Origin of the sequence: Streptomyces sp. NPDC087300 (assembly GCF_044744425.1) — a bacterium.
Taxonomy (GTDB): domain Bacteria; phylum Actinomycetota; class Actinomycetes; order Streptomycetales; family Streptomycetaceae; genus Streptomyces.
The window spans coordinates 614,124-632,671 of sequence record NZ_JBIUYI010000004.1 but is presented as its reverse complement, the minus strand read 5'-3'; the positions used below and the strand labels follow the sequence as shown (position 1 = coordinate 632,671).

The 18,548-nt window shown below is 73.0% G+C and carries 19 protein-coding genes; 9 read left to right on the top strand and 10 right to left on the bottom strand.

All coding sequences use genetic code 11. The features are described 5' to 3' along the window. Positions 1-33: 33 nt before the first annotated feature. On the bottom strand, positions 34-591 hold the full coding sequence (locus ACIO9J_RS18645; protein ID WP_402000119.1) for a TetR/AcrR family transcriptional regulator: 558 nt from the start codon (positions 589-591) through the stop codon (positions 34-36). Next, positions 584-1,054, bottom strand: a complete 471-nt coding sequence (locus ACIO9J_RS18640) for a DUF4260 family protein (RefSeq protein WP_402000116.1) — start codon at positions 1,052-1,054, stop codon at positions 584-586. The genes ACIO9J_RS18645 and ACIO9J_RS18640 overlap by 8 nt, the downstream gene beginning before the upstream one ends. 170 nt (positions 1,055-1,224) lie before the next feature. Between ACIO9J_RS18640 and ACIO9J_RS18635 the strand changes: the two genes are divergently transcribed. Continuing rightward, positions 1,225-2,073, top strand: a complete 849-nt coding sequence (locus ACIO9J_RS18635; RefSeq protein ID WP_402000113.1) for a MerR family transcriptional regulator — start codon at positions 1,225-1,227, stop codon at positions 2,071-2,073. After that, a complete protein-coding gene (locus ACIO9J_RS18630; protein ID WP_402000110.1) occupies positions 2,070-2,729 on the top strand; it encodes a hypothetical protein in 660 nt (219 codons plus the stop codon). The genes ACIO9J_RS18635 and ACIO9J_RS18630 overlap by 4 nt, the downstream gene beginning before the upstream one ends. Here ACIO9J_RS18630 and ACIO9J_RS18625 read toward each other — a convergent pair. Beyond that, entirely contained in the window at positions 2,711-4,153 is a 1,443-nt protein-coding gene (locus ACIO9J_RS18625; RefSeq protein ID WP_402000107.1) for an RNB domain-containing ribonuclease, read from the bottom strand. The genes ACIO9J_RS18630 and ACIO9J_RS18625 overlap by 19 nt on opposite strands. Before the next feature lie 782 nt (positions 4,154-4,935). Between ACIO9J_RS18625 and yaaA the strand changes: the two genes are divergently transcribed. Both yaaA and eda read left to right on the top strand, forming a co-directional pair. After that, positions 4,936-5,742: a peroxide stress protein YaaA gene (gene yaaA / locus ACIO9J_RS18620; protein ID WP_402000104.1), complete on the top strand. Its 807-nt coding sequence runs from the start codon at positions 4,936-4,938 to the stop codon at positions 5,740-5,742. Positions 5,743-5,817: 75 nt separating this feature from the next. Continuing rightward, entirely contained in the window at positions 5,818-6,444 is a 627-nt protein-coding gene (gene eda / locus ACIO9J_RS18615) for a bifunctional 4-hydroxy-2-oxoglutarate aldolase/2-dehydro-3-deoxy-phosphogluconate aldolase (RefSeq protein ID WP_402000101.1), read from the top strand. Positions 6,445-6,466: 22 nt separating this feature from the next. Here eda and ACIO9J_RS18610 read toward each other — a convergent pair whose 3' ends face one another. The 4 genes from ACIO9J_RS18610 to ACIO9J_RS18595 form a co-directional block, all read right to left on the bottom strand. Further along, on the bottom strand, positions 6,467-7,744 hold the full coding sequence (locus ACIO9J_RS18610) for a bifunctional RNase H/acid phosphatase (protein ID WP_402000098.1): 1,278 nt from the start codon (positions 7,742-7,744) through the stop codon (positions 6,467-6,469). Between the two features lie 12 nt (positions 7,745-7,756). After that, positions 7,757-8,500, bottom strand: coding sequence for a zinc ribbon domain-containing protein (locus tag ACIO9J_RS18605; protein ID WP_402001101.1), 744 nt, complete (start codon positions 8,498-8,500; stop codon positions 7,757-7,759). Beyond that, positions 8,497-9,351 (bottom strand): Nif3-like dinuclear metal center hexameric protein, encoded by an 855-nt coding sequence (locus ACIO9J_RS18600; RefSeq protein ID WP_402000095.1) that lies wholly within the window; start codon positions 9,349-9,351, stop codon positions 8,497-8,499. The genes ACIO9J_RS18605 and ACIO9J_RS18600 overlap by 4 nt, the downstream gene beginning before the upstream one ends. A 207-nt stretch (positions 9,352-9,558) precedes the next feature. After that, the gene (locus tag ACIO9J_RS18595) at positions 9,559-10,632 is read right to left on the bottom strand and encodes an ABC transporter substrate-binding protein (RefSeq protein ID WP_402000092.1); all 1,074 of its coding nucleotides are present in this window, start codon (positions 10,630-10,632) and stop codon (positions 9,559-9,561) included. 222 nt (positions 10,633-10,854) lie between these two features. Between ACIO9J_RS18595 and ACIO9J_RS18590 the strand changes: the two genes are divergently transcribed. After that, on the top strand, positions 10,855-12,003 hold the full coding sequence (locus ACIO9J_RS18590) for a hypothetical protein (RefSeq protein WP_402000089.1): 1,149 nt from the start codon (positions 10,855-10,857) through the stop codon (positions 12,001-12,003). Positions 12,004-12,049: 46 nt separating this feature from the next. Next, positions 12,050-12,229: a hypothetical protein gene (locus ACIO9J_RS18585; protein WP_402000086.1), complete on the top strand. Its 180-nt coding sequence runs from the start codon at positions 12,050-12,052 to the stop codon at positions 12,227-12,229. A 140-nt stretch (positions 12,230-12,369) separates the two neighbouring features. On the opposite strand, the gene ACIO9J_RS18580 is transcribed toward ACIO9J_RS18585, so the two are convergent. From ACIO9J_RS18580 to ACIO9J_RS18570, 3 genes are all read right to left on the bottom strand, one after another. Further along, a complete protein-coding gene (locus tag ACIO9J_RS18580; protein ID WP_402000083.1) occupies positions 12,370-13,311 on the bottom strand; it encodes a 3-oxoacyl-ACP reductase in 942 nt (313 codons plus the stop codon). A 42-nt stretch (positions 13,312-13,353) separates the two neighbouring features. Continuing rightward, entirely contained in the window at positions 13,354-14,430 is a 1,077-nt protein-coding gene (locus ACIO9J_RS18575) for a Zn-dependent alcohol dehydrogenase (protein ID WP_402000080.1), read from the bottom strand. 70 nt (positions 14,431-14,500) lie between these two features. Next, positions 14,501-15,355, bottom strand: a complete 855-nt coding sequence (locus ACIO9J_RS18570) for a MaoC/PaaZ C-terminal domain-containing protein (RefSeq protein WP_402000077.1) — start codon at positions 15,353-15,355, stop codon at positions 14,501-14,503. A gap of 249 nt (positions 15,356-15,604) precedes the next feature. Between ACIO9J_RS18570 and ACIO9J_RS18565 the strand changes: the two genes are divergently transcribed. The 3 genes from ACIO9J_RS18565 to ACIO9J_RS18555 are packed head-to-tail and all read left to right on the top strand — an operon-like array spanning position 15,605 to position 18,515. Beyond that, positions 15,605-16,525, top strand: coding sequence for an ABC transporter ATP-binding protein (locus tag ACIO9J_RS18565; protein ID WP_402000074.1), 921 nt, complete (start codon positions 15,605-15,607; stop codon positions 16,523-16,525). Positions 16,526-16,527: 2 nt separating this feature from the next. Next, positions 16,528-17,259: an ABC transporter permease gene (locus ACIO9J_RS18560; RefSeq protein ID WP_402001098.1), complete on the top strand. Its 732-nt coding sequence runs from the start codon at positions 16,528-16,530 to the stop codon at positions 17,257-17,259. Between the two features lie 32 nt (positions 17,260-17,291). After that, on the top strand, positions 17,292-18,515 hold the full coding sequence (locus tag ACIO9J_RS18555; RefSeq protein WP_402000071.1) for a sensor histidine kinase: 1,224 nt from the start codon (positions 17,292-17,294) through the stop codon (positions 18,513-18,515). Positions 18,516-18,548 lie beyond the last annotated feature (33 nt).

Here is an 18,548-nt window from a genome sequence, read left to right as displayed (position 1 = left end):
CTCGCCAGATGCGGATCGCTCCGTCGCCCGCCCTCACCGGTCCAACGCGCGCGCCCCCGTCCGCCATGCCGCGCCGAGGTCGACGCCGTCGGGAAAGCGGCCGTGGATCTCCAGGATGACCATGCCGTGTGCGAACGCCCACGCGGCCCGCGCGAGGTCGACGTCGCCGGCGCAGGCCCGCATGAGGGGGGCCGCGGCCCGGTCCTCCAGGCCCTGGGGCAGGGCGTGGCGCGGGAGCGGGCGTTCGGTGGCGAGGCGGTAGAGGTGCGGGTGGCCCAGGGCGTACGCGCGGTACGCGTCGGTCAGCGCTTCGAGCGAGCCCGGCGTCGCCGCCTCCGCCTCCTCACAGGCCCGCGCGGACTCGTCGAGCATCTGCGCGATCAGCTCGACCTCCACCGCCGACTTGTCGGGGAAGTGCTTGTAGAGGGAGGGCGCCTTGATGCCGAGCCGGTCGGCGAGCGAGCGCATCGTGAGCTTCTCCGCGCCGGACTCCTCGAGGAGTTCCCGCGCGGCGGCGACGATCTCCCGGGCACGGGGGGTGAGGTGCTCCCCCCACGTCGGGAGATCGTGCGCCCGTTGCTGGTCAGCCACGCTGGAAGCCTTCCTTCGTACGGAGTCCATAGCCGAAGGCGCGATCGTACGAGATGTGGGCGAGCCAGCCGCACAGGGCGGCGAACGCGGGGGCCCAGGCGACGGGCGTGAAGGTGTAGAGGGCCATGAGCGCGAGGGGGACCAGGGCCCGGTGGGCCGCGTTGTAGTACGGGACGGCGCGGGGCGGGAGCTGGCCGTGGGCCATCTTCGGCGCGTCGCGCACGGCCACCAGGAAGGTCAGGTCGGGGGCGATGAAGAAGAGCCCGGCGAGCAGTCCGGCGAGCCAGCCGTGGTTGACGCCTTCGAGCACGGCGAAGGCCGACCAGAAGAGGGCGTTGGCGAACCAGGCGACGCGGCGGGTGACGGCGAGGGCCCGCACGGCGGTGGGGGCGGGGGCGGGCGCCCGGTCGGCGGCGGCCGAGGTCGGGGCGGTGGTCGGGGCCGGGGTCAAGGTGTTGTTCATGAGGTCCTCCTCGCGGCTCGACGTAGCCCGGAACGTTCGGCTAACTGCGTTAGCTAGAACAGTAGGGCTAACGCAGTTAGCCGTCAAGGGTCCGTCCGTCGGAGAAACCTCCCGCCAGCCCGCCGGGGCCTCCTTGACCTTGCCGCAGCGTCAACGTTTCTACTGGGGTCATGCGGATCGGAGAACTCGCCGGCCTCGTCGGCGTCACCACCCGTGCCATCAGGCACTACCACCACCTGGGCCTGCTGCCCGAGCCCGAACGGCGGCCCAACGGCTACCGCGAGTACGGGCTGCGGCACGCCGTCGCCCTGGCCCGCGTCCGGCGGCTCACCGGGCTCGGCCTCGGGCTCACCGAGGTACGGGACGTGCTCGCCGACGACGCGGGCCGCGAGCTCGCCGAGGTCCTCGCCGAACTCGACGCCGACCTCGCCCGCGAGGAGGCCGCCATCCGCGAGCGCAGGGCACGGCTGCGCACCCTGCTCGACGACGCGGAGCGCGGACGGCTCTCGCCCGAGGGACCCGTCTCCGCCGAACTGGCCGACTTCTTCGGCGAGTTGTCCCGTGCGACAGCGGGGCACACCGGGCCGGAGTCCGCGATGGCCGCGAAGGACAGGGAGTTCCTCGCCCTGTTCGACACCACCGCGTCCCCCGAGGACCGCGCGGCCTTCCTCACCGCGCTCCGCCCCGCGCTCGGCTCGCCGCAGGCGGTGGAGCGGGCCCACGCCGTGTACGCGCGGCTCGACGCGCTCGCCGACGCCGACCTCGCGGACCCGGCCACCCGGGACGCCGTGGAGGACGCCGCGCGGACACTCGCCGACGCCCTGCCCGCCACACTCCTGACGGATCTCGGCAGCGCGGGCGCGCAGGCCTTCGCCGAGGGCCGCGCGGTCCGCGGCGAGGGCTTCCTCGAAGCCTTCCTCGCCGACTTCGCGCCCGCGCAGGCCGCGGCCGTGCAGCGCGCGATGGCCCTGCTCGCCGAGCGGGCGGCCGACCGCCCCGAAGAGGGAGGACCACGATGAACACGCTCAAGACGCTCACACCGACGCCCGTGCGGCGGCTCGTCGGGCACGAACTGCGCATCCTGGTCAGCCTGTCGCTGTGGGTGACGCGCCGCAGACACGGCGTCCGGCACGCGGGCGACCTGGCCTTCGGGCACGCCCGCGGCCAGGCGGCGATCATGTACGGCCTGACGTTCGTCTGTGTCGTCGAGTCGTTCGGGATGGCCGTACTGCTGCGCAACTGGCCGACGGCCCACGCCGTGATGCTGGTCGTCGACGTCTACGGCGTGATCCTGATGATCGGCCTCCACGCCGCTTCGGTGACCCGGCCGCACGTCCTGTCGCCGGACGCGCTGCGGGTGCGCCAGGGCGCGCACCGGGATCTGCGGATACCGCTCGCACTGATCACGGCCGTACGCTCCGAGCGCAGATTCACGCACGAACCCGCCGCCGGCGTCCTCGACCTGCCGGTCGCCTCGACGACGTCCCTCACCCTGGAGCTCGCCGGGCCGGTCACCACCACCGGACTCCTGGGAAAACAGCGCGAGGTGACGACGGTACGCCTGCACGCCGACGAGCCCGACCGGCTCGCCACGGCGCTGCGGGAACGGCTCGCGGCCCTGCCCGGCCCCTCGGGCGCGGGAACCGGGGCCGCCCCTCACGCGGGCGCGAACTGAACCTTCGCCGAACCGGGGTCCGCCTGCGTGAGCCTGACCCTCAGCCGCTCCCCCAGCGGCAGCTTCGCCGCACCGCCCTCGATCCGGGCCACCACCGCCGGATCGGCCAACTGCACGGTCCCGACGGCCGGTTCACCCTCCTTCACGTCCACCACCACCGCGTCGAAGATCTCGCCGACCCGCTCCTTGAGCAGCGCGGCCTCGACGATGTCCACGCAGGCGCGCTCCACGGTGTTGCCGCGCCGGGTGCCGTCCGCCATCTCCTTGGGCAACGCGTCGAGCGCACCGAGCACCCACTGCGGAACGCCCGCGTCCGCGCAGGCCGCGACGCAGAGCTCGGACGCGTACCGGTCGACGAGACGGCGCAGCGGCGCGGTGCAGTGGGCGTAGGGAGCGGCGACGGCCGCGTGCGTGGTGAGTTCGGGGACCGCGCCGCCGCTGAACGCCGTGTAGCCCGCGCCGCGCAGCAGCGTCGTGCACTCCTGGAGGAACGCGGCGTGGTGGGACAGGCGCGGGTCGAGCGAGCGTACGAGCTCCGCGTACGGCACGTGGTGCGGCCACTCGATGCGCAGCGCCCTCGCGGTACGGCGCAGCCTGCCCACCGCGCCGTCGGGGGCGGTCGGCAGGGTCCGCAGGATGCCCGTCCCCGAGTCGATCATGAGCTGGGCGGCGGCCATGCCGGTGAGCAGGGAGATCTGGGCGTTCCAGCCGTCGGCGGGCAGCGGAGCGCGGAAGGCGAGTTCGTACCGTCCCGCCCGCTCGACGATCTCCTGCTCGGGCACGTTGAGCGAGATGCCGCCCCGCTCGACCTCCAGCCCCTCGCGCAGCTCCCCGATGTCCCGCAGCAGGGCGACGGGCTCCTCCGCCGTGCCGTCGTCGATGGCCCGCTGCACCCCGTCGTAGTCGAGCTTGGCCCGGCTGCGTACGAGAGCCCGACGCACATCGGTCCGTTCGGCGCGCCCGTCCGCATCCAGGTCGACCGTCCACAGGACCGCGGGGCAGGTCTGCCCTGGCAACAGGCTGGCGGCGCCCTCGCTCAGGGCGGTGGGGTGCAGCGGGACCTTCTCGTCGGGGAAGTAGAGGGTGGTGACGCGCCGGTGCGCCTCGGCGTCCAGCGGGGTGCCCGGCGTGACGTACGCGGCGACGTCGGCGATCGCGTACCGCACCCGGAATCCACCGCCTTCGCGGCGGGACAGGTGCATGGCCTGGTCGAGGTCGACGGAGGTGGGCGGGTCGATGGTGAACAGCGGAATGTCCGTGGCGTCGTGCTCGGGCAGCCGGGGCGCCGCGAGGGCACGCTCCACCTCCGCGAGCACGTCGCCGGGAAACCCCTCGGGAACATCCAGCTCCGCCCGCAGATCACGCAGCGCGGCCCGCAGGGGGGCCTCCGCCGCACCGGCCATGTGAAGGTGACGCCGTGGCATGCACCGAGCGTAGGACGCGGCGGGGGTGTCGGCACGTGCGCGGTCGCGCCTGGGGTTCGTTTGGCGGGTGTGGGGTCGCGTAGGTGTGTGGCTGGGGGCGTCTGCCGGTGCGGGCGCGTCGCTGGCCCGGTTGGGGTTTGTTTGGTGGGGTGCCGGCTGGGTTGGGCTGGGGCGAGTGCGCTTCGTTCGTCTCTGGGGCGGGGCCGCGGGGGTATGTGCGTACTCGCTATCCCGGGGCAGGGGCTACTTGGACTTGCTTCCTTGCCTCGGTGGCCACTTGTGCTCCGTTCGCACATACCCCCACGTCCCCTCAGGACGGCTGCGCGACCGCGGCCCGGCGGGGGCCGACCTCCATACACCCGGACCGCGCCGATGCCCCGGTCCCACGACCGCGCCCCGGTGCGGATTGCTTCCATACACCCCGGACTGCGCCGATGCCCCTAGTCCACCCGGTGTCCCACCGTCCCGCAGCCGCGAGCGAGACCGGAGGGGACGTGGCGGTATGTCTGCCCGGAGCACAAGTGGCCGCGTACCGAGGTGCATGACCACGACGGCTCACCGGGATAGCGAGGACGGACATACCGCCGCGGCCCCGCCCCGAGACGCAGCCGAGGCGCGACAGCAGCCACCGGCCCCTACTGGCCACCCATCGGCGCGGAGAAACGGGTGGGCGGGTGGGAAAGAATCCGGCGCGAAGCGGCGGGGCAGGGCCGTCGCAAGGAGCCCGTACCCTTCGGGGAAGGGGCCGCACCCCCCACCCCGCACCGCCCAAGGAGTCCACCGTGCTCGTCCTGCTCCCGCCGTCCGAAGGCAAGGCCCCCTCCGGCAGGGGCACGCCGCTCAAGCCGGAGTCGCTGTCCCTGCGAGGACTGGCCGCCGCCCGGCAGGCGGTGCTGGACGAGCTGGTCGAGCTGTGCGCCGCCGACGAGGAGAAGGCGCGGGACGTACTCGGCCTGAGCGAGGGCCTGCGCGGCGAGGTCGCGAAGAACGTCGAGCTGCGCACGGCGGGCGCGCGGCCCGCCGGGGAGATCTACACGGGCGTCCTGTACGACGCCCTGGACCTCGCCACCCTTGACGCCACAGCCAAGCGCCGCGCGTCCCGTTCGCTGCTGGTCTTCTCCGGCCTGTGGGGCGCCGTCGGCGTGGCCGACAAGATCCCGTCCTACCGCTGCTCGATGGGCGTGAAGCTGCCGGGGCTCGGGGCTCTCGGCGCCCACTGGCGTACGCCGATGGCTGACGTCATGCCCGAGGCCGCGGGCGACGGGCTCGTCCTCGACCTGCGCTCGTCGGCGTACGCGGCGGCCTGGAAGCCCAAGGGCGAGCTCGCGGGGCGGACGGCGACGGTGCGGGTGCTGCACGCGCAGGTCGACCCGAGTACGGGGGCCGAGAAGCGGTCCGTCGTGTCGCACTTCAACAAGGCCACGAAGGGGCGGATCGTCCGCTCCCTGCTCACCACGGGCGCCCGGCCGAAGGACCCGGCCGAGCTGGTCGAGGCCCTGCGGGACCTGGGCCACGTCGTGGAGGCCGAGGCCCCGGCCAAGCCGGGCAAGCCGTGGGCGCTGGACGTGGTCGTCCGCGAGATTCACTGAGGGGGCCAAGCGCCGCCGTTGCAGCATGCGCAACGCCCTTTGCGCATGCTGCTCACACCGGTGCAGGATGCCCTTATGACCTCCTCAGTGCCCTCCGTGCTCGATCTCGCCCCCGTCGTCCCCGTGGTCGTCGTCGATGACCTCGACGACGCCGTGCCGATGGCGCGTGCCCTGGTCGCGGGCGGGCTGCCCGCGATCGAGGTGACCCTGCGCACGCCCGTCGCGCTCGACGCGATCTCGGCCATCGCCGCCGAGGTGCCCGACGCGGTGGTCGGCGCGGGCACCGTCATCTCGCCGCGGAACGTCTCCGACTCCGTGGAGGCGGGCGCCCGCTTCCTGGTCAGTCCGGGCTGGACGGACTCGCTGCTCGACGCGATGCAGGGCTCCGGAGTGCCGTTCCTGCCGGGCGTCTCGACGACCTCCGAGGTCGTGGCGCTGCTCGAACGCGGCGTACGGGAGATGAAGTTCTTCCCCGCCGAGGCCGCGGGCGGCACCGCCTACCTGAAGTCGCTCGGCGCGCCGCTGCCGCAGGCCCGCTTCTGCCCCACCGGCGGGATCACCCCGGCCTCCGCGCCCTCCTACCTGGCGCTCAAGAACGTCGGCTGCGTGGGCGGGAGTTGGATGCTGCCCGCCGACGCGGTCGCGGCGAAGGACTGGGACCGGGTCGAGGCCCTGGCCCGCGAGGCGGCGGCGCTGCGCTAGCCCCGCGGGTTCGTCGCGCGGCTCAGCGCAGGTGCGAGGTGTCGTTGAGGAGCCGTACCGACGCGTTGCCGTCCGCGTAGTACGCCACCGCCGAGACCGACGCCGCCGAGAGTTCCATGCGGAACAGGGACTCCGGCGGGGCGCCGAGCGCGAGCCGCACCAGCGTCTTGATCGGCGTGACGTGCGTGACGAGCAGGACCGTGCGGCCCGCGTGACGCGCGGTCAGGCGGTCGCGTGCGGCCGACACCCGGCGCGAGACCGCGGCGAACGACTCGCCGCCCGGCGGCGCCACCTTCGGTGAGGCCAGCCAGGCGTTCAGCTCCTCCGGCCGGCGCTCGCGCACCTCGCCGAACGTCAGCCCCTCCCACGCCCCGAAGTCCGTCTCGCGCAGGCCCTCTTCGAGGTGCACGTCGAGTCCGAGACGGGCGGCGACGGTGTGTGCGGTCTCCTGGCAGCGCTTGAGCGGCGAGGAGACGATCGCCTGGATCGTGCCGCGCGCGGCGAGCGCGGCCGCGGCCCGTTCGGCCTGCTCGCGGCCCACGTCCGAGAGCGAGGGGTCGGAACCGCCGCTGCCGGAGAACCGCTTCTCGGGCGTGAGCGGCGTCTCGCCGTGCCGCAGCAGTACGAAGGTCGCGGGGGCTCCCAGGTCGGCGGGTGCCGCCCAGCCGACGGGCGGCGCCGCCACGTTGCGCGCGGCGCGGGTGTCGGCCACCGCCGGGGCGGTGTCAGCGGCGGGGGCGTCGCCCCGGGACCTCGTCGTCAGAGCCGCCCGTGCCCGCGCCGCGCCCGCCGCCGCGTCCCCGGGAGGACCTGTCGGCTCGGGCTCGGCCGCCGAGCGCGCGGCCCTCGCGTCGAGTTCGGCCGTCGACGCCGACGGCGACCACTGCCCGCCCCGCTTGCCCGCGTCCATCGCCTCGTTGGCGAGCCGGTCGGCGTGCTTGTTCTTCTCGCGCGGGATCCACTCGTACGTCACCTGCGACGACGGGTAGATCCGCGCGGCCTCGGCGGCGAGCGGCTTCATGTCGGGGTGCTTGATCTTCCAGCGCCCCGACATCTGCTCGACGACGAGCTTGGAGTCCATGCGCACGTGCACCGAGGCGGCCGGGTCCAGCTGGTGGGCCGCCTTGAGGCCGGCCACCAGGCCCTTGTACTCGGCGACGTTGTTCGTCGCGACGCCGATGTACTCGGCGGCCTCCGTCAGGGTCTCCCCCGTGGCGGCGTCGATGACCACTGAGCCGTAGCCCGCGGGCCCCGGGTTGCCCCGGGAGCCGCCGTCGGCCTCGACGATGAACTCGCGCATGGACAGGGGTCCTTACAGGCCGGACTCGGACGTACGGACCAGGATGCGGCGGCAGTTCTCGCAGCGCACCACGGTGTCGGGGGACGCGGCCTTCACCTCGTTGACCTCGGTGATGTTGAGTTCCAGGCGGCAGCCCTCGCAGCGGCGCTGGTAGAGCTTGGCCGCGCCGATGCCGCCCTCCTTCTCGCGGAGCTTGTCGTAGAGCTTGAGCAGATCGGCCGGGACCGAACCCGCCACGACCTCGCGCTCCTTGCCGACCGTGCCGGCCTCGCCGTCGATCTCCTCGAAGGCGGCGTCACGGCGGCCGGTCGCGTCGTCGGTCTTGGACTGGACCGAGGAGACGCGCTCGGTGAGCTCGCCGACCCGCTCCTGCGCGGACTCGCGGCGCTCCATGACCTCCAGGACGACGTCCTCCAGGTCGCCCTGGCGCTTGGCGAGCGAGGCGATCTCCTTCTGGAGGTTCTCCAGGTCCTTGGGCGAGGTGACCGCACCCGAGTCCAGGCGCTGCTGGTCACGGTTGGCGCGCTGGCGGACCTGGTCGACGTCCTGCTCCGCCTTGGTCTGCTCGCGGGCGCAGTCGCTCTCCTCCGTCGTCGCGGCGACGAGCAGGTCGCGCAGCTGCGCGAGGTCCTTGTTCAGCGACTCGATCTCGGCGTGCTCGGGCAGCGACTTCTTCTTGTGCGCGAGCTGCTGCAGGCGTACGTCCAGGGCCTGGACGTCGAGCAGTCGGATCTGGTCGGCGGGCGCGGCGTTCAGTTGGGGGCTCCAGAGGATTGAGAAGGGGAGGACGCCGCGTGGGCGGTCCAGGGGTCGGTGACCGTCTTGGAGACGTGGACGCGAAGGCCCCATCCGTGACGGTCGGAAATCTCGTCGAGCTGGGCTGCGGCCAGCTCGCACCAGGGCCACTCGGTGGCCCAGTGCGCGGCGTCGAGCAGCGCGAGGGGCGTGCGCTCGCGGGCCTCGGACGCCGGGTGGTGGCGCAGGTCCGCGGTGAGGAAGGCGTCGACGCCCGCGGCCCGCACGTCGTCGAAGAGGCTGTCGCCGGAGCCGCCGCTGACCGCGACGGTGCGGACGAGCTGCTCCGGGTCGCCCGCGACCCTGATGCCCTGCGCGGTGGCGGGCAGCCGCTTCGCGGCGCGCTCGGCGAGTTCGCCCAGGGTCAGGGGGTGTTCGAGCTCGCAGATCCTGCCGAGCCCGCGACGGCCCCGCTGGTCGGCGGGGTCCGGCACGAGGGGGCGTACGACCCGCAGGTCGAGAGCGCCCGCGAGCGCGTCGGAGACGCCCGGGTCGGCGCGGTCGGCGTTGGTGTGCGCGACGTGCAGCGCGATGTCGTTCTTGATCAGGTCGTGGACGACGCGGCCCTTGAAGGTGGACGCCGCGACCGTGGTCGTACCGCGCAGGTAGAGCGGGTGGTGGGTGACCAGGAGCTGGGCGCCGATGCTGACCGCCTCGTCGGCGATCTCCTGGACGGGGTCGACGGCGAACAGGACGCGCGACACCTCGGTGTCGGGGTCGCCGCAGACCGTGCCGACCGCGTCCCAGCTCTCGGCCAGTTCGGCGGGCCACAGGGCGTCGAGCGCGGCGATTACTTCTGACAGACGGGGCACGGAGAAAGGCTACCTTCCCGCTGCGCTCGGCATGTCGCGTGTTACTGCCCGCAGCCGGGGCGCTACGGAGTGCCCCGTCAGGGGCGCGGGGAACTGCGCGAGCGACCACGAACAAGCCGCAGACGCGTCTGCTCGGGACTCGGCAGACGCGTCTGCGGCTTTTCGCTGGCTGAGCGCGCAGTTCCCCGCGCCCCTACGGAGCCCGACCTACGCGGCGAGGTTCTTCTTCAGGTCGTCCAGGACCGAGTTCGCCGCGGTGACTCCGAGACCCAGGTACCACGTCTCGTCCGGGACGTCCTTCGCCTGGCCCTTCTTCACCGCGTCGAGCTTCTTCCACAGGGGGTTCTTCTCGGCGCCGGAGCGGCCCGTCTTGGTCGCGTCGCCGTAGACGCCGGTGAAGATCCAGTCCGCGTCGGCCTGGTCGATCTTCTCCGGACTGATCTCCGTGGCGAGGTCGTTGACCTGCTGGTTCTTGGGGCGCGGGAGGCCGGTGTCGTCGAGGATCGTGCCGATGAAGGACGCCTTGGCGTAGAGGCGGATGCGGTCCGGCATGTAGCGGAGCATCGTGATCGTCGGCTTCTTGCCGCCGTCGGCGGCGCCGATCTCCTTGCCGAGGGCCTTCGCCTTCTTCTCGTACGCGGCGAGCTCCTCCTTGGCCTTGGCGGTCTTGTCGAGCGCGGCCGCGTTCAGGAGGTAGTTCTCCTTCCACGTGAAGCCGGGGCGGATCGAGAAGACCGTCGGGGCGATCTTGGCGAGCTGCGGGTAGAGCTTGGCGGCGCGCAGCTCGCTGCCGAGGATCAGGTCGGGCTTGAGGTTCGCGATGGCTTCCAGGTTGAGGGAGTTGATCGTGCCGACGTCCTTGGGGCTGCCGGCCTCCTTCTTCAGGTACCCGGGGACGCCGTCGTCGCCCTCGGTGGGGGCGTAGCCGACCGGCTTGACGCCGAGCGAGACGACGTTGTCGAGCTCGCCGACGTCGAGGACCACGACGCGCTTGGGCTGCTGCTTGAGCTCGGTCTTGCCGCGGGCGTGCGTGATCGTGCGCGGGAACTCGCCGGCCTTGGCCGTGGTGCCCATCTTCGCGGTCTGCTCGGCGGCCTTGGCGAAGTCGTCGCCGCCCTGGGCGACGGCCTTGCTGCCGCTGCCGTTCTCGGACTTGCCCGAGCCGTCGTCGCCCGACCCGCAGGCCGCGAGGGTCAGCGCGGCGGTCGCGGCGAGGGCTACGGCGGTGACGCCTCGGCGGTGGCGCCGCACGGAACGGAGGGGCCGGACAGACACGGACATCGGGACTCCAGGGGATGAGCTGCTCGGATCCGACCGAGCTTAGGTTCACCTAACTTTAAGCGGAGCCGTCCCGTACGGCACAACCGCCCCCGGCGCAGCACAACCGCGCCCGCGAGCTCAGGCGAATCGTCACATCGCCACCCTTCTGTGTGAAGAGAACAGCCACAGGTGCCAGGTCAGCGCGTGCGAAAACTAGCTTCGGGGCCGGAGGTGTCACCCACGATGACGACAGCGCCACCCGCGCCGGCCCCGTCCCCGGGCCCCACCCGCACGGCGGGCTGCACGATCGCGGCGGACGGGTCGTACGCGGCACGCCTGGCCCGCGGCGGGGGCGCGCCGGACTCCTGGTTCCCCGAGCGCTGGACGCTCGGCTCGGCGGAGCCCTTCGCGGTGCCGCTGCCCGGCAACCAGCCCGAGGAGCCGGGCACCCAGGTGCTGCCGATGACCGACGGCCGCGTCCTGATCCACCGCGTGGTGGACGGCAGGCACACCTTCACGCTGCTCTATCCGACGGGCCCCGGCACCGGCGAGGTGCAGCTGGGGGCCGTGGAGTGCGGCGAGCTGAGCCTGCTGCCGCCCGCGCCCGGCGGCACCCGCGCCTACGCCGTCGCGCCCGGCGAGCGTTCGTCGGCGGTCTGGCTGGTGGCGGGCGGCGCCTTCGGGCCCGAGCACCTGGCGGAGGTCCCCGGGCGCTGCTCGGGCGGTGTCTGGCTGGACGGCACGGACCGGCTGCTCGCCCTGGACCGTGAGCTGGACGGGCGCACCAAGACGGTCGCGGTCGACCTGGAGCGCGGCGGCGAGGTCTCCCCGCTGCTCCAGATCTCCGAGGAGAGCGACGACCGGCTGCTGCTCGCCGACCGGGACAGCGGACTGCTGCTGCTGCGCTCGGACGCCCCCGGCGAGGACCGCATCGGCTGGGGCGTCCTCGGCGGTACGCGCCCGGTGCGCTTCCCCGAGTGCCTGCGCCCGTCGGGTCCCGCGCTCTCGCCGTTCGCGATCCAGCCGGGCCAGGTGCTCACGCCGGAGGCCTGCGCGGTGGCGCTGCGGATCGACGGGCCCGCGGGCAGCTGGCTGGGCACCTGGCGGCCCGCCGAGCGCAAGCTGCGCCAACTGGCGCCGCCGGAGGGCTGGTTGACCGGTTCGGGGTGGTGGACGCGGGAGGGCCAACTCTGTCTGCCGTATGCGACGGACGCGGCGCCGTGCGGGGTCGCGCGCCTCGACGCGGCGCCGTCGGCCGTCCCGCCCGACGCGGATCCGGGCGGCTCGCGGCGGGGTCCTTCGGCGGTCGCGGAGGATCCGCCGAGGCCCGCGATGGCGCGGCCCGTGCCGTTGCAGCAGGCGCCTCTCACCGGGCGTACGGCGGGCGGTTAGACTCGCCCGGCTGTACGAACGATCTTCTTACGGGGTGAGTAGTTTGATGACGACCGAGACCAGTACGGAGACCCAGCCGAACACCGAGCCGCAGGAAGCGCCGCCCGCGCGTTCCGGTCTCGCCGCCCGCCTTTCCGGTGCCGGCCGGCACCGGGGCCAGCTGGCCGAGCACGACGAGGCCACGGCGCCGCGGGGGCGTCACCGCAAGCAGGACGAGACGTCCTGACCCGACGCGCTCGGAGGAGGGGCCCGGCACCGATGGTGCCGGGCCCCTCGTCTTGTCCGTGCCGACAGCTTGTCCGCGTCGACAGCTTGTCCGTGCCCGCCGCTTGTCCGTGCCCGCGGCCTGTCCGTTTCTGCCGCGCGCTAGCCCCGTTTGAGGCCGAGCACCTCCGCCGCCGCGAACGTCTCGTTGGGCGGCCGGTCCGCGTAGTACGGGGAGATCAGCTCGTCCAGCTCGTCGAACGTGAACGTCTCCTTGGCCGAGTCGAACTTGGCCGCCACCTTGGGCCGTTCGACGACGGCGACCATGCCGCCGTGCACCACGAGGAGCTGCCCGTTGACCTTGGCGGCGGCGGGCGAGGCCAGATAGCCCACCAGCGGCGAGACGTGCTCGGGTGCCAGCGGGTCGAGCTGGTCGGCGCCCGGCTCCGCGAAGCCCGCGAAGACGTCCTCGGTCATCCGGGTACGGGCGCGCGGGCAGATGGCGTTGGCGGTCACCCCGTACTTGGCGAGCGCGAGCGCCGTCGACGTGGTGAGTCCGACGATGCCGCCCTTGGCCGCCGCGTAGTTGGGCTGGCCCGCCGAACCTGCCAGGTACGCCTCGGACGAGGTGTTGACGATCCGCCCGTACACCGGGCCGCCCGCCGCCTTGGAGCGCTCGCGCCAGTGCGCGGCCGCGAAGTGCGTGGTGTTGAAGTGGCCCTTGAGGTGGACGTGGATGACCGAGTCCCACTCGGCCTCGCTCATCGAGAAGATCATCCGGTCCCGCAGGATGCCCGCGTTGTTGACCAGGACGTCCAGCTTCCCGTACGTCTCGATCGCCAACTGGACGAGTGCGCGGGCCTGTTCGTGGTCCGCGACGTCCCCGGTGTGGGCGACCGCCCGGCCGCCCGCCGCCCGGATCTCGGCGGCGACCTCCTCGGCGGGCGTCGCGGACGCCTCGCCCGAGCCGTCGCGGCCCGGCTGCCCGAAGTCGTTGACGACGACGCTCGCGCCGAGGCGGGCCAGTTCCAGCGCCTCGGCGCGGCCGAGGCCACGGCCCGCCCCGGTGACGATCGCGGACAGGCCGTCAAGTGGCAGTGACATCAAAGTCCTCTCAGAGCTGGGCGGTCGGGGCCGCCGCGTGGTTCAGATCTCGATGCAGGTGCGCAGGGCCGCGCCCGTACGCATCTGGTCGAGCGCCTCGTTGATCTCGGCGAGCTGCACGCGGTGCGTGATCAGGCCCTCCAGGTCGATGCGGCCCGCCCGCCACAGCGCGATGGCCCGCTCGTAGGAGGTCAGGACGTCGCCGCCGCCGTACATGGACGGCAGGATCTTCTTCTCGTCGAAGAACAGCTCGAACATGTTGAGCTGGAGGTGGTCGTCCATGGCGCCCGCGCCGACCACGCAGAGGGTGCCGCCGCGTCGGGTCGTCTCGTACGCCGTGCGGGCGGTGGCGGACTTGCCGACGACCTCGAAGACGTAGTCGAAGCCCTCGCCCGCGGTGATCCGCTGTTTGGCGTCGGCCAGTTCGTCCGGGGCGACCGCCTCGGTCGCGCCGAACTTGAGGGCGGCCTCGCGGCGGGACGCGACGGGGTCGACGGCGACGATCTGGGCCGCGCCCTTGAGCCTGGCGCCCTGGATGGCGGAGATGCCGACGCCGCCGCAGCCGATCACGGCGACCGACGAACCGGCCGCCACGTCCGCGGTGTTGATGGCCGCGCCGAGCCCGGTGGTGACGCCGCAGCCGATCAGCGCCGCGATGTCGAAGGGCACGTCGTCGGGGATGGGCACGGCGCATCCGGCGTCGACGACGACCTCCTCGGTGAAGGTGCCGGTGCCCGCGAAGCCGAAGACGTCTCCGCCGGGGCGCTTGAAGTTGGGGGTGCCCGCGTTCATGAACCCGGCGAGGCACAGCTGGGTCTGGCCGCGCTTGCAGGCGGGACAGGCGCCGCAGGCGGGCAGCCAGCACAGCAGCACCCGGTCGCCCTGGGCGAGCCCGGTCACGCCGTCGCCCACGTCGATGATCTCGCCGGCGCCCTCGTGTCCGGGGACGAAGGGGGCGGGCTGCGGCAGCACGCCGTTCATCGCGGAGACGTCGGAGTGGCAGAGTCCGGTGGCCCGGACCCTGATCTTCACCTTGCCCGGACCGAAGCCCGCCGCCTCGACGTCGTCGAGGACCTCCAGCTTGTCCTGGCCTATCTCGTGCAGTACGGCTGCGCGCATGGTGCGGCTCCCCTCACTGACTGATCAAAACTGACTGATCGAAATCGCTGACCGACCAGTCGCCGACTGGTCAAGAGTGTTCGACGACGGTGTCGGCGAGTACGGGCGCGTCGTCCCGCTCGACCGCCGTCACCGTGGCCTGGACGCGGCCCTCGGTGCGCCACATGCGGATCCGCAGGGTCTCGCCGGGGAAGACGACCCCGGTGAAGCGCGTGCGGTAGCTCCGCACCCGGGAGACGTCGCCGCCGAGCAGCGTGTCCACCACGGCCTTGAGCGTCATCCCGTAGGTGCACAGGCCGTGCAGGATCGGCTTGTCGAAGCCGGCGAGCTTGGCGAACTCGGGGTCGGCGTGCAGCGGGTTCCAGTCCCCGGAGAGGCGGTAGAGCAGCGCCTGTTCCTCACGGACGGGCCGCTCGACCTCCGCGTCGGGGTCGCCCTCGGGGGCCGGGATCCGCGCCGAGGGGCCGCGGTCGCCGCCGAAGCCGCCTTCGCCGCGTACGAAGATCTCGGCGTCACTGGTCCACAACGGCCCCTCGGCGTCGGCGACTTCGGTGCGCAGCACGAGGATGGCCGCCTTGCCCTTGTCGTACACGGCGGCGACCTTGGAGGTGCTGGTGGCCTTGCCGTCGGCCGGGATGGGGCGGTGCAGCGTGACGGCCTGGCCGCCGTGCAGGACCGCGGCGAGGTTCACCTCGATGCCGGGGGCGGAGAGTCCGCCGACGACGCCCATGCCCGCGCCCGCGACGGTGGCGAAGCTGGGCAGGACGTGCAGCTTGGACTCCAGCGTGTAGCGCAGCTCGTCCGGGTCGGTGGCGGGCCGTCCGGCGCCCAGGCCCAGGTGGTAGAGCTGGACGTCCTTGTGGTCCCAGGCGATCTCGGCGGACCGGGGTTCGGCGGCCACGGCCTTGGCGGCGTCAATGGGCATGGGGCGGCAGCTCCTTGGGGCGGTAGCAGAAGACCTCGGTGCGGCCGTCCGCACCGTCGGCCGCACCGAGGTCGCAACTGGGCCGTTCTAGAACGCGTTCCAGTCCGGCGATCCCATGTATAGCCGAGGGCCCGGGAGTTGTGAAGACTCCTGACGCAACGTCAGATGGGCCGTTGTGACATTTGTACCGGCCGAGTCCGTACACCCGCATCTGCCGCCGCACCGCCCCTGGTTCGTAGCGTCTTACCCATGAAGACGACATCGAAGGACGAGCCCGCGGTGGCCTTCGCCGGGGCGGTGAAGAGCTTCGGCGCCATCCGCGCCGTGGACGGGCTCGACCTGGAGATACGCGCCGGCGAGACCGTCGCCCTGCTCGGCCGCAACGGCGCGGGCAAGTCCACCGCCCTCTCCCTGCTGCTCGGCCTGAACGACCCCGACGCGGGCTCGGTACGGCTCTTCGGGCACTCCCCCGCACAGGCCGTGGCCGCGGGCCGGGTCGGCGCGATGCTCCAGGAAGGCCGCCAGGTGCCGCGCGTCACCGTCCGCGAACTGGTCGGCTTCGTCGCCTGTACGTACCCCGCGCCGATGCCCGTCGCCCAGGCCCTCGGCCTCGCGGGCATCGCCGAACTCGCCGGGCGGCGCGTGGACAAGCTGTCCGGCGGCCAGATGCAGCGGGTGCGGTTCGCCGTGGCGCTCGCCGGTGCCCCCTCGCTCGTCGTCCTGGACGAGCCGACCGCCGCGCTCGACGTCGAGGCCAGGCACGCCTTCTGGGCCTCGATGCGCGGCTACGCGCGGCGCGGCCACACCGTGCTCTTCTCCACCCACTACCTGGAGGAGGCCGACGCGCACGCCGACCGGATCCTGGTCATCGACCACGGCCGGATCATCGCCGACGGCACCGGCGAGCAGCTGCGGCGCGCGGCGGGCGGCAGCCTGGTCTGCTTCGACCTGGCGGGCCGCGCCGCCGACGGGCTCACCGAACTGCCCGGCGTACTCGCCGTCGACGTACGCGGCGACCGGGCCAGGCTGCGCACCGACGACTCCGACGCGACGGTCGTGGCGCTCGCCGCGCTCGGCGCGATCCGCGACCTCGAAGTCGCGCCCGCTTCCCTGGACGACGCGTTCCTCGCGCTCACGTCCGCCCCCGCCGAGCGTCTGGAGACCGTGTGATGATCACCGAATACATCAGGCTCGAAGTCCGCAGGACCCTGCGCGAGAAGACCTTCGTGATATTCGGGGTCGGCATGCCGGTCCTCATGTACCTCCTCTTCACCAACGTCGGCGGGGGTGCCTCCGGCGCCGACGCGCAGGCGTGGAAGACCGGCACGATGGTCGGCATGGCGGCGTACGGCGCGCTCGGCTCGGCCCTCGCCACCGGCACCGGTGTCGCCGAGGACAAGTCGATCGGCTGGCTGCGGCAGCTGCGGATCACCCCGATGCGGCCCCGCGACGTGGTGCTCGGCCGGGCCCTGTCCGGCTCCGTCACCGTACTTCCCTCGGTCGCCGCGGTGCTCACGGCGGGCGCCCTGATCAACGGCGTACGCATGGGCCTGGGCCAGTGGGTGGCGCTCGTCCTGCTGCTCTGGCTCGGCGCGCTGCCCTTCACCCTGCTCGGCATCGGCAACGGCTACCGCCTCACGGCCCAGACCACCGGCATGGTGAACGTGGGCTGCAACCTCGGGCTCGCGGTGATCGGCGGACTGTGGTTCCCGGTCAGCGAGTTCCCCGGCTGGCTGCGCACCGTCGGCGCCTACACGCCCGCCCACCGCTTCGCCGACCTCGGCTGGTCCGCGGCGGACGGCAACGCGCCGAGCGTCGGCACGGTCGTGGTGCTCGCCGCCTGGCTCCTGGCGTTCGGTTCGTACGCTGTGGTCTCGTACCGCAGGGCCGCGCGGACCGTGTGAACGGCCACCGCGCCACGGGAGAGGGGACCGTCGTGTCCTTGAAGCACCAGACCACCTGCCGGATGCGGGAGTGGCGGGACGAGCGTCGGGCACGGGAGGCGGACCGCGCGGGAGGCACGCGTCCCCGGCGCATCAGGAAGAAGGCGGGCCAGATCCCGGAGGAGATCGGTCCGCCCAACGGCTTCACCCTGCTGCCCTGGCTGCTCATGGGGATGGGCGCCTTCTCCCACCTCCTCCAGGGCAAGACCTCCAACCCGTGGATCGCGGGCGCGGGCCTGCTCGCCTTCAACTCCCTCTACATCGCCGTCGTGTTCCGCGCCTTCGACAAGAAGCTGCGCACCGCTCCCGCCACCCTCTGGTCCCTCGGCGCCCTGGCCGCGCTCACCATCGCCCTCGCCGCGGGCTACGGCGGCAGCTGGCTGACGTTCTTCCCACTCCTCGGTCTCGCCACCGGAGCAGTCGTACGGGGCCGCGTGCTCGGCCCCATCGGTCTCGGTCTCAGCACGCTCGCGGGCGTCATCGGCGGGCTCAAGGAGGGCTGGGGCGCGGCGAACATCGCATACGGCACGTTCCTGTCCGTGATGGTGACCGCGGCGATCCTCTCGCTGGCCGAGACGGTCCGCGAACTGCGCGCAGCCCGCGAGGAGCTGGCCCGCAGCGCCGTGGAGAAGGAGCGCCTGCGCTTCTCCCGCGACCTGCACGACCTGCTCGGCCACACGCTCTCCGTGATCGTGGTGAAGGCCGAGGCCACCCGCCGCCTCGCCCCGCGCGACCTGGACGCGGCGCTCGGCCAGGTCGCCGACATCGAGTCCGTCGGACGCCAGGCGCTGACCGAGATACGCGAGGCCGTCACCGGCTACCGCGAGGGCAGCCTCGCCACGGAACTCGACCGCGCCCGCGATCTGCTCGACGCGGCGGGCATCGAGGCGGTCGTACGCCAGTCGGGCCCGCCGCTCGACCCGCAGAGCGCGGCCCTGCTCGGCTGGGTGGTCCGCGAGTCCGCCACCAACGTCGTACGGCACTCCGGCGCGGGCCGCTGCGAGATCGAGGTCACCGGGACCGCCGAACGGACCCGGCTCACGATCACCGACGACGGCCGCGGCACCGGCGAGGACACACCGGGCAGCGGCCTCACGGGCCTGACCGAACGCCTCGCCACGGCGGGCGGCTCCCTGACCTCGGGTCCGGGCCCCCGCGCCGGTTTCCGCGTCACGGCCGAACTCCCGGTCACGGAAACGGACCGGATACCGGCGTGAGGCTACGGCGACGCTCGCGTTTCGGCTGCGCGC